Source organism: Paenibacillus rhizoryzae, assembly GCF_059686995.1.
Window position 1 is genome coordinate 88,474 of the sequence record NZ_JCAALT010000003.1, and the last position, 15,850, is coordinate 104,323.

Here is a 15,850-nt window from a genome sequence, read left to right on the forward strand (position 1 = left end):
TACTGTGGAGGTGACAATCGCTAATGTTTACCCATGCGCCGAAGGCGCTTTATATTCATATCCCTTTTTGCACGAACAAGTGCCACTACTGCGATTTTACGTCTTATGTCCTTCGCGGGCAGCCGGTAGACGCTTATCTGGATGCGCTTGAGAGCGAGATGGCGCGTACAGTCGAGGTGCTTCCACCGGAAGAAATCCTTACTGTTTTCGTTGGGGGCGGCACGCCTACGGTGCTGACACCGCCTCAGATGGAGCGTTTTCTGACTTCCGTAAAGAAATATTTTCCGATTCATCCATATGCGGAATTTACGATGGAAGCCAACCCGGGAACAACGGATTTGGACAAGCTGACAGCCATGAAGGCAGGCGGCGTCAACCGAATCAGCTTCGGTGTACAGTCGTTTGATAACGGGCTGTTGGAGCGGATCGGCCGCATTCACAATGTCGATGATGTCTACCGCAGCATCGACAATGCGAGAACGGCAGGATTTAGCAACTTATCGATCGATCTCATGTTCGGCCTTCCCGGTCAGAGCGTGGAACAGCTCTCGGATAGCGTGAATCGTGCGCTGCAATTAGGTCTTCCACATTACTCCCTCTACGGTCTTAAGGTGGAAGAGAACACATTGTTCCATACGTTATATGAGCGCAATGAACTGCCGCTTCCTCCGGAAGAGGATGAGCTTGCGATGTATATGCATCTGATTGATAGGCTTAAAGCGGAAGGGTTTCATCATTATGAGATCAGCAACTTCGCAAAGCCGGGTCACGAGAGCAGACACAATATTACGTACTGGCGTAACGAGCCTTATTATGGTCTTGGAGCAGGCGCACACGGTTATGCAAGAGGCGAGCGGCATGTCAATATTAAAGGGATTCAGCCTTACATCGATGCGGCAGCGCAGCGGCTTCCGCGGCTTGAAACGAACCCGGTTCCCGAGCATGAAGCGATGGAAGATTTCATGATGGTTGGACTTCGCATGCTTGAAGGCGTGAACAATGATCGTTTCTCGGCTCAATTTCCCGGTCAAACGATTGAAAGTGTGTTTGGTGAGGCGCTCCAAACAGTGCTCTCGCAAGGGCTAATTGAGCCTACGGAAGGCAATGGCGGCGGTTATCGGTTGTCTGAGAAGGGAATCCCGCTTGGCAACGAAGTATTCGGTGCCTTTATCAGCGGATAAAGTGAGCGGATCCGGTCAAATTATTCTTGTGTTAACATTCATGTTGGTGTATATTTATTCGTGTTAAAAGCAGTTTACTATAGAGTTTATGGAAGCGGAGGCGAGTGGGATGCAAGCGGTATGCAGAAAGGCGACCGAGAGTGATATCGAAACATTAGTGGATTTAATAGCAGGGTACGCCGAGAAAGGAATTATGCTGCCGCGATCTCGCGATATGCTGAAGCGTCAAATTCATACATTCGTTGTGGCGGAGGTTTCGGGTGAAGTAGTCGGCTGCGGTTCGTTAACACAGTTGGGCACTGACCTCGTTGAGATCCGCTCGCTTGGCATATCTGAAGGCTACAAAGGGCTTGGTATTGGCAGCAAGCTTGTTGATCAACTGCTGCTTGAAGCTAAGGAGCAGAATATCCCTAAAGTGATGGCACTGACTTACGAAGTCAATTTCTTCGAGAAGAACGGCTTCACGATCGTCAACAAGGAGATTTTTCCCGAGAAGGTGTGGACGGACTGTATCCACTGTCCGAAACAGCATGCTTGTGACGAAATCGCCGTACTTAGAACGTTGAACTAAGGCAGATCCAACAACCAACCATGATGCAACGACAAGCTTAATATAATGAACAAGCCACTGTGCCTTTCATAAGGTCACAGTGGCTTTTTTGTTTGTGCCAGCTTGCGATTGGCCATAAAAATGACCTGATTGGGAACAATACAAGCTGACAGCATGAGATCAGCAACCCTTACAGGAGGATACGCAAATTATGAAACGCTTAATGATCTTTATCTCCGTAGCGCTAATACTGGCCTCTTGTTCGGTTATAGAGAATGCGCATGTAGAGAAGAATAACGCAAGCGGCTCGCTCGTTAATTTACAGCTGCAAGGTCATCAAGGGGCGGTAACGACACCTTATAAGATGAGAAACGGGAAGGTTTGGATTCCGGCTGATAAAGCCGCGGAGCTGTTCGGCTATCGATACGAGATGGAACCAACAAGCAGGTCCGCATCGATGGGGTATACGGATCCCATTTATAGATTCAACCTGAATGACAAACAGGCTAACGTCGGAGACGAGCCAATTATGCTGCATGAGGCACCGCAGCTAATGGATCGTAAGCTGTATTTGGAAATGAGTTCGTTGTCGCAGCTTTGGCAAACGCCGCTTGAATGGGATGCGAAGCTGAACTCCATCGTGGTCACACCTCCACCAGGGGATAAGCCCAAACAATCATCGGCGTTAAGTGTGCGAAGGAACACGATTAGAGCAAAGGCGCTCGACACGAATGATTCGCAGTGGGACCCGAATACAGATGGCAACACAGATGGAAATACGGATTGGAATACGGATTGGGGGCCAAACCCGGATAGCAATCCCGATAACAACCCTGATTCAAACACAGGCGGCGAGAACCCAGGCGAGAATCCCAATGGAAACTCGGGGGGGAATATAGAACCCAGCGCAGATGCGGAGAAGGTCATTTCTTTTGCCAAGCAATTCATGGCGATCCCATACAAATTCGATGCGGCACCATATGCCAAGAGCCGCAAGTTCGATTGCTCGTCGTTTGTGCAGCATGTTTTTGATCATGTCGGCATTGAGCTGCCGCGTTCATCAAGAGCGCAATCGAAGATCGGCAAATACTTGACCAAGGCGAACTTCATTCCGGGCGATATTGTTTTCTTCTACACCCCCGGCAGGTACAGCAGCAATAAAATTGTCGGCCATGTCGGAATCTATATCGGTAACAATCAGGTCATTCATACGTATGGAAGTCCCGGCGTTACGATTACTGAACTGAAAGGGAACTGGGATAAACGGATTTTGTGGGGAAGAAGAGTGCTCTAAAGGAACGAACCAAACAATGCTGTCTCGAAAGTGTGCAGGCTGACGCTGACTTTTGAGACGGCTTTTTTATTACGAAGAAGTCGCAGGCACAATACTACTGTGAAATGTGGCATCTTTATGTAAACAACTGCCTTTCTTCCGGCCCAAAATATCGAACTGACTTGACAATTGGCAAGCGGTTTTGGTATTTTTGTAGTAATGATTAGCACTCATCGATAACGAGTGCTAACGGCAAAGGGATGACCGTAATAAAGGGAAGCAGCAACAGCACGAATTGACCTTGAGAAACCGGGAGGGACTGCGATGTTAACTGAACGGCAACGAATGATTTTGAATGTCATCATAGACGATTATATCCGCTCAGCGGAGCCAATTGGTTCACGCAGCATTTCGAAACGAAGCGATGTCAGCTTTAGCCCGGCAACGATTCGTAACGAAATGGCTGATTTGGAAGAGCTCGGATTTCTGGAACAGCCTCACACCTCGGCAGGTCGTATTCCATCTATTAAAGGCTACCGCTATTACGTCGATCATCTTGTAAGACTGAGTCAAGTTAACGAACAGGATATGCAAACGGTTCGCTCCTTCTTCACGGAGAAAGTGAACCAAATGGAACAGATCATTCAACATGCAGCCATGATTATGTCCAATCTGACGAATTACACGAGCATCGTGCTTGGGCCGGAGACGTTTACGAATTCGCTGAAGCATTTCCAGCTCGTTCCCATCAGCGATGACACGGCGGTAGCCATTATCGTTACCAATACCGGTCATGTTGAGAATCGTACGATTTCCTTGCCGGATGATATGAGCATGGAGGAAATGCAGCAGGCTGTTAACATTCTAAACAGCAAATTGATCGGGGTGCCAATTGCGCGCCTTAAATCGAAGCTGTATTCCGAAGTCGGTCAGGAGCTTGGCCGTTATGCGGACCAATGCGAGCGACTCCTCGGTGTACTCGACGATGCTTTAATGAGCGAAGACGATCATCGTGTTTTCTTAAGCGGGACGACGAACATGCTGACACAGCCGGAATTCAAGGATGTCGACAAAGTAAAGACGCTGCTCGACCTGCTTGACGAGACGCCGACCATTATGCAGATGTTCAGTACGCTGCCAAGCGGTATTCAAGTTCGTATCGGAACAGAGAATACCCATGAGGCGATCAACAACTGCAGTTTGATTACGGCGACTTATTCGGCACAAGGCAAACAGCTGGGCACGATTGGGATTTTGGGACCGACACGAATGGATTACGGTAAAGTCATCAGCTTGCTGGATTTACTGTCCAAGGATATGGCGGTTCTGCTCGGCCGATGGTACAAATGACGCAAATTAGCATGTGTTATGGCATTAGGGATTACTTTCAGGAGGTGTAAGCGCTCGTGTCTGTGAATGAACAGCATACAGATGAAGAACATAAACATGAAGAGAACCGTGCAGCTGACGAAGTGCAGGATACGGTGAACGAAGAAACGGCAGCTCCCCAAGAAGAAGGAAGCGCAGAAGATTCCCGTGTAGAGGCTCTTGAGAAATTAGCCGAAGAGAACCAACAGCGATACTTAAGAGCACAAGCCGACTTTGACAACTTCCGTCGTCGTACGATGAAAGAGAAGGAAGAGCTTGGGCAATATGCTTCCATGAAACTAATCGGGCAGCTTCTGCCGGTAGTAGACAACTTTGGCCGTGCTATTGAAGCTGCGAAGAACGGCGGCGACGGTGAATCGTTCTCCAAAGGCGTCGATATGATTTTCCGCCAGCTTGAGCAAGTGCTTGAAGCTGAGGGACTGAAAGCGATGGATGCGGTAGGACAGCCGTTTAACCCGGATTTCCATCAAGCCATTATGCAAGTCGAATCCGACGAGCATGAAGAAGGCGTTGTTGTTGAAGAAGTGCAAAAGGGCTATGTCCTGAAGGATAAAGTGCTGCGTCCCGCTATGGTGAAAGTCAGCGGTTAACGATCAGCTTGCCTATAGATGATTTTGATCGTACAAAATATATACCTTTGAGGAGGAACTTTAATTATGAGTAAAGTAATTGGTATCGACCTTGGTACAACAAACTCTTGCGTTGCGGTAATGGAAGGCGGCGAAGCTGTCGTAATCCCGAACCCGGAAGGCAACCGTACTACACCTTCTGTTGTTGGTTTCAAGAAAGACGGCGAGCGTATTGTCGGCGAATCGGCAAAACGTCAAGCCATTACAAACCCAGACCGCACAATCATGTCCATTAAGCGTCACATGGGCTCCAGCCATAAAGAAGTTATCGACGGCAAAGATTATTCAGCTCCGGAAATTTCCGCAATCATTCTGCAAAAGCTGAAATCAGATGCTGAGGCTTACCTTGGCCAAACGGTAACGCAAGCAGTAATCACGGTACCGGCTTACTTTAATGACAGTCAGCGCCAAGCAACGAAAGATGCTGGTAAAATCGCTGGTCTTGAAGTACTTCGTATCGTCAACGAGCCAACAGCTGCTGCGCTTGCTTACGGTCTTGAGAAAACGGAAGATCACACGATCCTCGTTTATGACCTTGGCGGCGGTACGTTCGACGTTTCCATCCTTGAGCTTGGCGATGGCTTCTTCGAAGTAAAAGCAACCAGCGGCGACAACCGTCTGGGCGGCGATGACTTCGACCAAGTAATCATCGACTACCTGGTATCCGAATTCAAGAAAGAACAAGGCGTAGACCTTTCCAAAGATAAAGCAGCTGTACAACGTTTGAAGGATGCCGCTGAGAAAGCGAAGAAAGAACTTTCCGGCGTACTGACTTCGACGATCTCCTTGCCGTTCATCACAATGGCAGACGGCGTTCCGCAGCATTTGGAGCTTAGCCTGACGCGTGCGAAATTCGAAGAATTGTCGCATGCCCTTGTAGAGCGTACGCTTGGCCCAACTCGTCAAGCATTGAGCGATGCCGGCATGTCCCCAAGCGATATCGATAAAGTAGTTCTTGTCGGCGGATCGACTCGTATCCCGGCTGTACAAGAAGCAGTTAAGAAATTGATCGGCAAAGAGCCGCATAAAGGCGTTAACCCGGATGAGGTTGTAGCACTTGGTGCAGCAGTTCAAGCCGGCGTTCTGACAGGCGATGTGAAAGACGTTGTATTGCTCGACGTAACTCCATTGTCCCTAGGTATCGAAACAGCTGGCGGTGTGTTCACGAAGATGATCGACCGCAACACTACAATTCCTACAAGCAAATCCCAAGTGTACTCCACTTATGCGGATAACCAACCGAGCGTAGAAATCCACGTGCTTCAAGGCGAGCGTCAAATGGCTGCAGGCAACAAAACGCTTGGCCGCTTCACGCTTGGCGATATTCCACTGGCTCCGCGCGGCGTACCGCAAATCGAAGTTACCTTCGATATCGATGCCAACGGTATCGTTAACGTATCTGCGCTTGATAAAGGCACAGGCAAGAGCCACAAAATCACGATTACTTCTTCCGGCGGTTTGTCCGAAGAAGAAATCGATCGCATGATGAAAGATGCGGAATTGAACGCTGAAGAAGATCGCAAACGCCGTGAGCTTGTTGAAGCGAAGAATGCGGCTGACCAGCTCGTATATTCCGTTGACAAAACAATCAAAGATCTTGGCGATAAAGTAGATGCTGGCGAAATCGCGAAAGCGAACGAAGCTAAAGAGAAAGTGACTGCAGCGCTGGCAACAGACGATGTAGAACAAATCAATGCAGCTGCTGAAGCGTTGACAGAAATCGTGCAACAGCTTTCCGTGAAGCTGTATGAGCAAGCACAAGCTGCAGGCGGCGCTGAAGGCCCAGGTCCTGAAGCAGGCGGCGAATCCTCCTCCAGAGGAAAAGATAATGTAGTCGATGCCGACTATGAAGTCGTAGACGACAAGAAGTAAGTAGTGTAAATTAAGTTATACGCAAACGGTGTGCCGTCCTAAAAAACTTTGGACGGCGCAGCCGTTTTTCGTGTGTCTAGATAGATAATGATTATGCAGCGCAAATAGGAGACGGGGTGACGGAGTTGGCTGATAAGCGGGACTATTATGAGGTGCTCGGCGTCGGGAAAGACGCAGGCGAGGACGAGATCAAGAAAGCGTATCGTAAAATGGCGCGCCAATACCATCCGGACGTAAACAAATCGGCGGATGCGGAAGATAAATTTAAAGAAGTGAAGGAAGCTTACGACGTACTGAGCGATGATGGTAAGCGTGCTACGTATGACCGGCATGGTCACGTAGATCCGAACCAAGGCTTTGGCGGCGGTGCCGGTGATTTCGGCGGCGGCTTCGGCGATATTTTCGACATGTTCTTCGGCGGCGGCGGTGGCGGACGTCGTGATCCTAATGCCCCGCAGCGCGGGAATGACTTGCAGTACACGATGACAATCGAATTCAAGGAAGCGGTATTCGGCAAGGAAACGGAAATTACGATTCCGCGTACCGAAACCTGCGACACTTGCGTAGGTTCAGGAGCGAAGCCGGGTACGAAACCGGAGACGTGTTCCGTTTGTCGCGGCACAGGTCAGCAAGAAGTGGTTCAAAATACGCCGTTTGGCCGTATGGTGAACCGCAGAGCTTGTTCGAACTGTAATGGCGCGGGCAAAATCATCAAAGAAAAATGCGGTACTTGCCATGGCGCAGGTAAAGTGAAGAAGCAACGCAAAATCAATGTGAAAATTCCGGCAGGTGTCGATGAAGGCGCTCAAATTCGGTTAAGCGGCGAAGGTGAAGGCGGATCACGCGGAGGCCCGGCCGGGGACTTATATATCGTAATTCGAGTGAAGCCGCATGATTTCTTCGAGCGTGAGAACGATGATATTTACTGCGAAGTACCGCTGACGTTTGCACAGGCGGCTCTTGGCGACGAGATCGAAATTCCGACGCTGACGGAGAAAGTGAAGCTGAAAATTCCCGCAGGTACGCAAACCGGCACTTATTTCCGTTTAAAAGGAAAAGGGGTTCCGCGTCTTCGTGGATATGGTCAAGGCGATCAGCATGTGAAGGTAACCGTCGTGACGCCGACTGCCCTTAACGATGAGCAGAAGGAATTGCTTCGTCAGTTCTCCGGCGTTGGAGCAGCAGGCGCCAGCACGGATGGCGGACAGCAAGAACACCATGAATCGATCTTCGAGAAGATGAAGAAAGCATTCCGCGGCGACTAATCGGTTAAAGCATAAGATCGCGGCCACTTGTTTATGCTAACTTTCGTGTCCGAATCATCCTCTACATGAAGGAGCATAACCAACCATGAGCGATCAAGACTTGGAGAAACAAAATTTCGCAGAGCTGCCGATCGGAAAGAATGAAGATGTGGAATTTTCAGCGGAGCTGGCTGACGAGGAAGATAAGAAAGCCATGCAGCGCGCCGCAGAGGCAGACGCCAGAGCGCAGAAGAAATGATGAGGCTGTTACTTGTATGACAGTCATCCATGCAACATTTCAAGATGGAGATGGAGCACGGGAGGCGCAGCTTAAGCTGATGGCTCTTCGCGTGCTTCGGGTGGACGGCGGCGCTGACGGCGCCTCGCTGACTGCCACCGTCGGTGATGATCTGGTAGACCGCGCACTTCATTTGATCGAACAAACCGGCGGAACAGCTAATATGTGAGCAATAGGATGTAGATACCTTACCTGCCATGATCTTGGGGTAGGGTATCTTTTTTTATTCTTGTGAAACGTTTCAACGTGTGGCAAAATGAACGATAGCTTGAAGTTATATGAGGAGGATTAGCATGCCGGTAAATTTCAAAGGTGCTACGCAAGAATATCCCGAGTGGAGCGAGCTAAGCCATTATGGAATCAACTATCTTAAAGTCGGTGATGTCGTTCAACTGCATTATCATGATGCGAATGAGTACTGGATTATTATCAGTGGCAAAGGGAATTGCACGACTGAAGGCGACGCGTACGAAATCGGTGCCGGAGATATGGTTCTAACGAAACAGGGAGACGAGCATTCTTTAGTCGTTACGGAAGACATGGTCGCTGTATACATTTATGGTGTAATGCCTGAAGGCGGTCGTGTGGGTTATCTTTTCAAGGATAGAGGAGATGCACAATAATGACATTGAAAATTATTCAAGTCGGCCTAGGTATGCATGGGTTTGGCGTTGCGCTCCATTTCGTGAAGCAGTCCGCAGATTTCGCCTATGCAGGTGTAGTTGAGATCAATCCGGCTCGTCTGAAAGAATGTGGGGCGGAGCTTGGCGTTGCGGAAGAGAATTGTTACACCGATTACTTGGAAGCGTTCGCATCCTGCGAAGCGGATGCCGTGTTCGTAACCGCAGCTTCCCCTTATCATTATGCAATATGCAAAGCGGCTTTGGAGAAAGGGCTTCATGTGCTGGTTGAGAAACCGTTCGTCCTCGATATCGGCGAAGCTTGCGAGCTCGTTGAGCTAGCGAAACAGAAGCAGCTCATTCTGATGGTCAGTCAAAACTATCGCTACCAGAACCATGTCCTTTCGCTGAAGAAGGCGATCTCTGAGATGGGGAAACCGTTGTTTGTGCAGGCTCAGTTTTTCTATGATCATTTTGGCAAGGACTATCAGCAGGCAATGGAGAACTTTATGCTGCTTGAGATGGCTGTCCATCATGTGGACATGATCCGCTACTTGCTGGAATCCGATATTCGGACCGTGTCGGGCAAAACGTGGAATATCGAAGGAAGCATGTATAAGGGTCATCCGAACGTACAGGCAAGTATGGAGCTGGACAACGGAATTCCTGTCTTCTACTTAGGCAGCCTCGTATCCAAGGGTCTATCAACACCTTGGGAAGGCGACTGGCGGATTCAGTGCGAGAACGGTTCGATCCATTTGGATGATCTCGGACAAGGCTATGGCGTGTATATTGTGGACCAGGAGCAGAACAAACGCTTTATCTCCTATGCAGACGGTCCGCTGCCGGATACTAAGCAAGGCATTCACAGTGTTTTGTCAGAGTTTGCCGCGCGGATCAAAGATGGAGCAGAACCGGCTATCTCGGGCCGAGATAATTTACGTACTTTAGCTGCCCTGATTGCCATCGGCGATTCCTCCCGCACAGGAGAAGTTACGTATCCGGAAAGCTACATTTCTTCTAAGTAAGGATGTGCATGACAAGTCTCTGCTGCCGAAGGGCTGCAGGGGCTTGTTTTTTTGTGTGAAGCCTTTATCTGGTGTAGAATAGACAAGATAGGTTTAAAATGACAAAGAGGAACGATAACACGATCAGGGGGATTTACAAAGTGAAATGGCATGAACTGACAATCTCGACAACCGAAGAAGCGATCGAGATGATTTCCAACTTCTTGCATGAAATGGATGCCGACGGCGTATCCATTGAAGAATCAGGTACACTGAACAAACAGCGGGACACATCGCTCGGACAATGGTATGAGCATCCGCTTAACGATATTCCTGAAGGCCAGGCAGTTATTAAAGGGTACTTCTCGGAGCTTGATACGGACATCGACGCACTCTTGGCTATTTTGCCTGAGCGAATCGACCAGCTTCGCGAATTCGATATCGATCCCGGTGACTATACCATTACGAAGGCACTGGTTGACGAAGAAGACTGGGCTAACGCATGGAAACAATATTTCAAACCGATCCGAGTGTCGGAACGTTTGACGATTAAACCGACTTGGGAAGAATATACGCCTTCACCGGAAGAGCGGATTATAGAGCTCGATCCAGGCATGGCTTTCGGAACAGGTACACACCCGACAACCGCGCTTTGCCTGCGTACGCTCGAGACGGTAATCAAGGGCGATGAAGAAGTGATCGATGTAGGGACAGGTTCCGGCATATTGGCTATCGGCGCCATTCTGCTAGGCGCACGCCGCGTGCTTGCGCTTGATCTGGATCCGATCGCAGTTACCTCTGCTACGGAGAATACACGACTAAACAAGCTGGAAAATGATATTCAAGTGCATCTAAGCGATCTGCTGGGCGTATTGAACGCAGATGGCAATACGACGGATAAGCCGCTGAACGTGACCGTACCGGTCGATGTAGTTGTAGCTAATATCTTGGCTGAAATCATCCTGCTGTTCATCGACGATGTTTATGCAGCGCTTAAGCCGGGCGGCATCTATATTGCATCGGGTATCTTTAAGAATAAGGAAGATGCCGTTGCGGAAGGTCTTGAGCAAGCCGGCTTTACGATTATCGATCGTCAGCGTGACCAGGACTGGCTCGCTTTCATCGCGAAGAAACCGGAGTAAGCTTACGCTCTGCAAAATGGTGTAGGAGGGTGAACGGTGTCGGACTTTTTGTGGTATCCGATTAAAGATTTACCTTTTATTTTTCTAACGATCATGATTGCGTTTACCGTTCATGAGTTCGCTCATGCCTACAGCGCCTATAAATTCGGCGATCGTACTGCGTACGATGCCGGTCGGGTAACATTGAATCCTCGCGTCCATCTCGATATATTCGGGACCATTCTAATCCTCATTGCAGGATTTGGATGGGCCCGGCCCGTTCCGGTTAATCGGAGCCGCTTTAAGTATCCTCGGTTGATGGGCATCGTCGTTTCGGCAGTAGGGCCGCTCAGTAATTTGTTGATCGCTGTCATTGGCATCCTTGCTGTCTATCTCGTGAATGAGACTGGTTACTTGGACTCCGCATCGCACGGGGTTCAACAAGCTATCGGGCATTTTTCATATTATTTAATTACGATTAACATCCTGTTGTTTCTATTCAATCTCATCCCGGTGCCGCCTTTGGATGGGTATCGGATTATCCAAGATTTGGTTCCGCTCAAGGTGAGGGTCCAGATGGATCAGCACGCACAATGGGGGATCTTCATTTTCCTGTTAATCGTCTTTATTCCCTCGCTGCGGCAGGAAACGCTTGATCCGCTCTTTTCACTATGGGTGAACATTTTCTTGTACTGCCGAGATACGTTTGAGCTGTTCTTCACGCCGGTGGACTGGTCCACCCTCTGGACGGATTTCTTCGTGTAGTATCTAGTGACGCCGCGATCTGGAAAATGTTTAACGACCCTAGCGGAGCGAGTGTAAACCGTGTATGATGTAGGTTGGAGTTTTGACACAGCCCTTGGGTTTAACGGGACTGTGATTTGACTGGAAAGGTTCTACCGAAGATGCAACGATATTTTGTCACGCCGGAGCAGTTTACTGACAATTTGGTTGTTCTTACAGGCGACGATGCTCATCATGTTACACGCGTGATGCGGATGGAAGCGGGAGATACCATTATTGTAAGTGACGGCCGCATACGTGTCGCGGAAGCGACGATTCGCGCTTTAACACCGGGCAAGGTGGAAGCTGAGGTTTCCGAATGGATGACCATGAGCGGTGAACCGACTTGGTCGGTGACGGTAGCCCAAAGCTTGCCAAAGGGCGATAAAATGGAGATTGTTATCCAGAAGGGGACAGAGATCGGCGCAGCAAGCTTCGTGCCGTTCCAATCCCAGCGGATGATTGTTCAATATGATGAGAAGAAAGAAGCCAAGCGACTTGACCGTTGGGGCAAAATCGCGAAGGAAGCCGCCGAGCAGGCACACCGCAGCCGTATTCCGGCTATTGAGCCGGTTGCTTCATGGCGGGAGCTGGTCAAACGCATTCCTGAGTACCACTTGGCGTTGTTTTGTTATGAGAAGGAAGGCGGTGGACTTGGGTTGCGTGATGCAATCCAGGCGCGCCGAGGAACGGCAGAAGGCTGGAGCAACGATGAGCCGCGCAATATTCTGCTTATCGTTGGACCAGAAGGCGGCTTCACCGAACGTGAAGCCGAGGAAGCAGAAGAGGCCGGTGCCGTCATTATCGGTCTTGGCAAGCGAATCTTACGCACGGAAACCGCTGCGATGGTTGGACTCGCCTGCCTCATGTATGAATCCGGAGAAATGGGAGGCGTTTAACAACTATGCCATCGGTTGCTTTTTACACATTAGGCTGCAAAGTTAACTTTTACGATACGGAAGCGATCTGGCAGCTGTTTAAGAAGGAAGGCTATGAGCAAGTCGACTTCGAAACAACTACTGCTGATGTCTATCTAATCAATACTTGTACAGTAACAAATACGGGGGACAAGAAGAGCAGACAGATTATTCGTCGTGCCATTCGTCGTAATCCGGATGCTGTTATCGCGGTTACGGGCTGTTATGCCCAAACTTCGCCTGCCGAAATTCTGGCTATTGAAGGTGTCGATCTAGTCATCGGAACACAGGATCGGGACAAGCTGATGAATTATATTACGGACCTGCAGAATGAGCGCCAGCCCGTGAACGCGGTTCGCAATATTATGAAAACACGTGAGTTCGAGGAACTGGATGTGCCGGATTTTGCAGAGCGCACGCGTGCGTTCCTTAAGATCCAAGAAGGCTGCAATAACTTCTGCACCTTCTGTATTATTCCATGGTCACGTGGATTGTCACGCAGCCGCGAAGCGGAAAGCGTCATTAACCAAGCTCGCCAGCTGGTTGCATCCGGGTACAAAGAAATTGTACTGACAGGCATTCATACCGGCGGTTATGGTGATGATATGGAGAACTACCGTCTATCTGACCTGCTGTGGGATCTTGACGCCATTGAAGGTCTTGAGCGGATTCGGATCAGCTCTATCGAAGCGAGTCAAATCGACGAAGCGATGATCGACGTGCTGAACCGTTCCAGCAAAATGTGCCGTCATCTTCATATCCCGCTGCAATCCGGGGATAACGATGTACTGAAACGGATGCGCCGCAAGTATACCGTGGAACAGTTTGCCGAGAAAATCAAGCTGCTGCACGAAGCGATGCCTGGGGTTGCGATTACGACGGATGTTATCGTTGGGTTCCCCGGCGAGACGGAAGAAATGTTCGAGAACGGCTACGCCTTTATGGAGCAAATGGGTTTCGCCGAAATGCATGTATTCCCTTACTCCAAACGGACGGGTACGCCTGCCGCGCGCATGGAAGATCAGATCGACGATGAGCTGAAGAACGAACGCGTTCATAAGCTGATTGATTTGTCCGAGCGGATGCAATTGGATTATGCGAAGAAATACGTCGGTGAAGTGCTTGATATCATTCCAGAGCGTGAGCACAAAGGCTCGGAAGGTTCGGGTCTGATTATGGGCTACTCCGATAACTACATCCAGGTTGTATTCGAAGGTTCGGAATCGCTGATTGGCGAGCTGTGCAGGGTGAAAATCACGGAAGCCGGCGTCAATGAGTGTCGCGGACAGCTTGTACGCGTATTGGATACTCATACGGCGTCTACTGCCCGTGTCGAAGCTGCGCCGCAGCAACAGCCGCAAGCCATGCAGGTCTAAACTTGTACGAATCAATAGCATGCAGCGAGGATTCTTATGCGGCCCGGACAGGGCTGCAAGAGAGTCCTTGCTCTACATAAGAGCATAGTATCCAAGAAACGCGAAGGGGGAACGCAAAATGAAGGAGATTTCAGCAGGTGGCGTCGTGTTCCGTAAGGTTGGCGGTGAGCTGCAGGTGCAGTTGATCCAAGACCGCTATGGCAAGATATCGCTGCCTAAAGGCAAAATGGAACCAGGCGAAACCATTGAGCAGACAGCCCTTCGCGAAATCGTCGAGGAGACGGGAATGGAAGGCGTCATCGTTTCGCCAATCGATCAGATCAAATACAAATACAACCATGAGTCCAAGGGACTTGTGGATAAAGAAGTTCACTACTATCTCGTGGAAGCAGTTGGCGGTAAGCTGCAGGCGCAGGTCGAGGAAATTCGAGGCGTAGAATGGTTTGAACCGATGGAAGCATGGCGCAGGCAGAAGCAATCCGGCTATAACAACAATGATCGGATTCTAGCCGGAGCGCTGCGCCTGCTTGGACTTAATGTTCAAAGCGGCAGCTGATTCAGGTTGCGGACAGTTTCCTTAAACGCGGAAGGTAGCAGATCGGTAAGGCAATCAACGAGCACAGGACATTAAAGATCGTCTGGGCATGGGCAATTTGACTGGCCGGCGACGATGTTATTGAGGCCGCAAGGGTGCCGAGTTCACCTGCGAATGGTGCAAACAAGGCTGCTCCGCCGACGTTTAGGAGCACATGCGCCCACGCAACGAATCGGCCGGATGGCGTACCTCCAAGCGCTGCGAGTACGGCTGTAATACAGGTGCCGACATTGGCGCCGAGGACAATCGCAATGCCAACATCGAGCGGCATGGCGCCGGACTGGGCGAGGCCCATAACGATGCCGATTACGGCGGCGCTGCTGTGAACGGCAGCCGTTAACACAACGCCTGCTGCCAGTCCCCATAGTACGCTGTCTTCCGCACGGCTCATAAAGCCTTGGAAGAATGGGGTAGCTTGTACGGCAGGCGCAACGGATTGCATGAGCCCGATTCCAATCAACAGCAATGCGAATCCGCCTGTCACGACAGATCCGTTACGGAAGGGATTCAAGAAGCGGCTAACCATTTGTCCTGCGCGACTTCTGCCGCCAAGGCCAACCTCGCCGAAGAGGGCGGTTAGCAGCCAGATGACCAGAGAGATTTGGAGCAGCGGCCATCCAAGGCTGCCTAGGTTCAGACCGATCAGCTCGGTCGTTAAGCAGGTGCCGATATTGGTGCCTAGTATAATGCCGAGCGTACGCGGAAATGTAAGCACGCCGGCATTAACGAGGCCAATTGCGATTACGGTAACGGCTGTGCTGCTCTGCAGTACAGCCGTTGTTGCTGTCCCGACGAGCAAGCCGTGCAGCGGTGTGGCAGTGGACCTGCGCAGCACGTCCTGCAGCCGATGGCCGACAGAACGATGCATGGCCAGCTCCATCGCTCTCATGCCGAGCATGAAAACGATAAACCCTCCCAGTACGCGGGCTACGATCATGATTAACATGGCAGTAAGCTCCTTTAACAAGATTAACGATACATATGCAGTAGATCGG

At 50.1% G+C, this 15,850-nt stretch carries 17 protein-coding genes; 16 read left to right on the plus strand and 1 reads right to left on the minus strand.

Annotation, left to right across the window (positions count from 1 at the left end):
• Positions 1-23 precede the first annotated feature (23 nt).
• The 16 genes from hemW (at position 24) to AC6ESO_RS09260 (ending at position 14,816) form a co-directional block, all read left to right on the plus strand.
• Positions 24-1,181 carry a radical SAM family heme chaperone HemW gene (hemW, locus tag AC6ESO_RS09185; protein ID WP_497091139.1) on the plus strand — a complete coding sequence of 386 codons (1,158 nt, stop codon included), beginning with the start codon at positions 24-26 and terminating at the stop codon, positions 1,179-1,181.
• A 109-nt stretch (positions 1,182-1,290) separates the two neighbouring features.
• The gene (locus AC6ESO_RS09190; RefSeq protein WP_497091140.1) at positions 1,291-1,752 is read left to right on the plus strand and encodes an N-acetyltransferase; all 462 of its coding nucleotides are present in this window, start codon (positions 1,291-1,293) and stop codon (positions 1,750-1,752) included.
• Positions 1,753-1,942: 190 nt separating this feature from the next.
• Positions 1,943-3,025, plus strand: a complete 1,083-nt coding sequence (locus AC6ESO_RS09195) for a C40 family peptidase (protein ID WP_497091141.1) — start codon at positions 1,943-1,945, stop codon at positions 3,023-3,025.
• A 303-nt stretch (positions 3,026-3,328) separates the two neighbouring features.
• A complete protein-coding gene (gene hrcA, locus AC6ESO_RS09200) occupies positions 3,329-4,354 on the plus strand; it encodes a heat-inducible transcriptional repressor HrcA (protein ID WP_494818683.1) in 1,026 nt (341 codons plus the stop codon).
• A gap of 62 nt (positions 4,355-4,416) precedes the next feature.
• A complete protein-coding gene (gene grpE / locus AC6ESO_RS09205) occupies positions 4,417-4,983 on the plus strand; it encodes a nucleotide exchange factor GrpE (RefSeq protein WP_497091617.1) in 567 nt (188 codons plus the stop codon).
• A gap of 66 nt (positions 4,984-5,049) precedes the next feature.
• Positions 5,050-6,894, plus strand: coding sequence for a molecular chaperone DnaK (gene dnaK, locus AC6ESO_RS09210; protein WP_497091142.1), 1,845 nt, complete (start codon positions 5,050-5,052; stop codon positions 6,892-6,894).
• A gap of 125 nt (positions 6,895-7,019) precedes the next feature.
• Complete coding sequence (dnaJ, locus tag AC6ESO_RS09215; RefSeq protein WP_497091618.1) at positions 7,020-8,159, plus strand: molecular chaperone DnaJ; 1,140 nt, start codon at positions 7,020-7,022, stop codon at positions 8,157-8,159.
• A gap of 85 nt (positions 8,160-8,244) precedes the next feature.
• Entirely contained in the window at positions 8,245-8,397 is a 153-nt protein-coding gene (locus tag AC6ESO_RS09220) for a YfhD family protein (RefSeq protein ID WP_494818685.1), read from the plus strand.
• Positions 8,398-8,413: 16 nt separating this feature from the next.
• On the plus strand, positions 8,414-8,605 hold the full coding sequence (locus AC6ESO_RS09225) for a hypothetical protein (RefSeq protein WP_497091143.1): 192 nt from the start codon (positions 8,414-8,416) through the stop codon (positions 8,603-8,605).
• A gap of 124 nt (positions 8,606-8,729) precedes the next feature.
• Positions 8,730-9,059 carry a cupin domain-containing protein gene (locus tag AC6ESO_RS09230; protein ID WP_497091144.1) on the plus strand — a complete coding sequence of 110 codons (330 nt, stop codon included), beginning with the start codon at positions 8,730-8,732 and terminating at the stop codon, positions 9,057-9,059.
• The gene (locus tag AC6ESO_RS09235; protein WP_497091145.1) at positions 9,059-10,084 is read left to right on the plus strand and encodes a Gfo/Idh/MocA family protein; all 1,026 of its coding nucleotides are present in this window, start codon (positions 9,059-9,061) and stop codon (positions 10,082-10,084) included. The genes AC6ESO_RS09230 and AC6ESO_RS09235 overlap by 1 nt, the downstream gene beginning before the upstream one ends.
• Positions 10,085-10,224: 140 nt before the next feature.
• Positions 10,225-11,205, plus strand: coding sequence for a 50S ribosomal protein L11 methyltransferase (gene prmA, locus AC6ESO_RS09240; protein ID WP_497091146.1), 981 nt, complete (start codon positions 10,225-10,227; stop codon positions 11,203-11,205).
• 36 nt (positions 11,206-11,241) lie between these two features.
• Complete coding sequence (locus tag AC6ESO_RS09245; protein WP_497091147.1) at positions 11,242-11,949, plus strand: site-2 protease family protein; 708 nt, start codon at positions 11,242-11,244, stop codon at positions 11,947-11,949.
• A 140-nt stretch (positions 11,950-12,089) separates the two neighbouring features.
• Entirely contained in the window at positions 12,090-12,866 is a 777-nt protein-coding gene (locus tag AC6ESO_RS09250; protein WP_497091148.1) for an RsmE family RNA methyltransferase, read from the plus strand.
• A 5-nt stretch (positions 12,867-12,871) separates the two neighbouring features.
• On the plus strand, positions 12,872-14,260 hold the full coding sequence (gene mtaB, locus AC6ESO_RS09255) for a tRNA (N(6)-L-threonylcarbamoyladenosine(37)-C(2))-methylthiotransferase MtaB (RefSeq protein ID WP_497091149.1): 1,389 nt from the start codon (positions 12,872-12,874) through the stop codon (positions 14,258-14,260).
• A gap of 118 nt (positions 14,261-14,378) precedes the next feature.
• Entirely contained in the window at positions 14,379-14,816 is a 438-nt protein-coding gene (locus AC6ESO_RS09260) for an NUDIX hydrolase (protein ID WP_497091150.1), read from the plus strand.
• A 1-nt stretch (position 14,817) separates the two neighbouring features.
• Here AC6ESO_RS09260 and AC6ESO_RS09265 read toward each other — a convergent pair whose 3' ends face one another.
• Positions 14,818-15,801, minus strand: coding sequence for a Na/Pi cotransporter family protein (locus AC6ESO_RS09265; protein WP_497091151.1), 984 nt, complete (start codon positions 15,799-15,801; stop codon positions 14,818-14,820).
• Between the last annotated feature and the right edge of the window lie 49 nt (positions 15,802-15,850).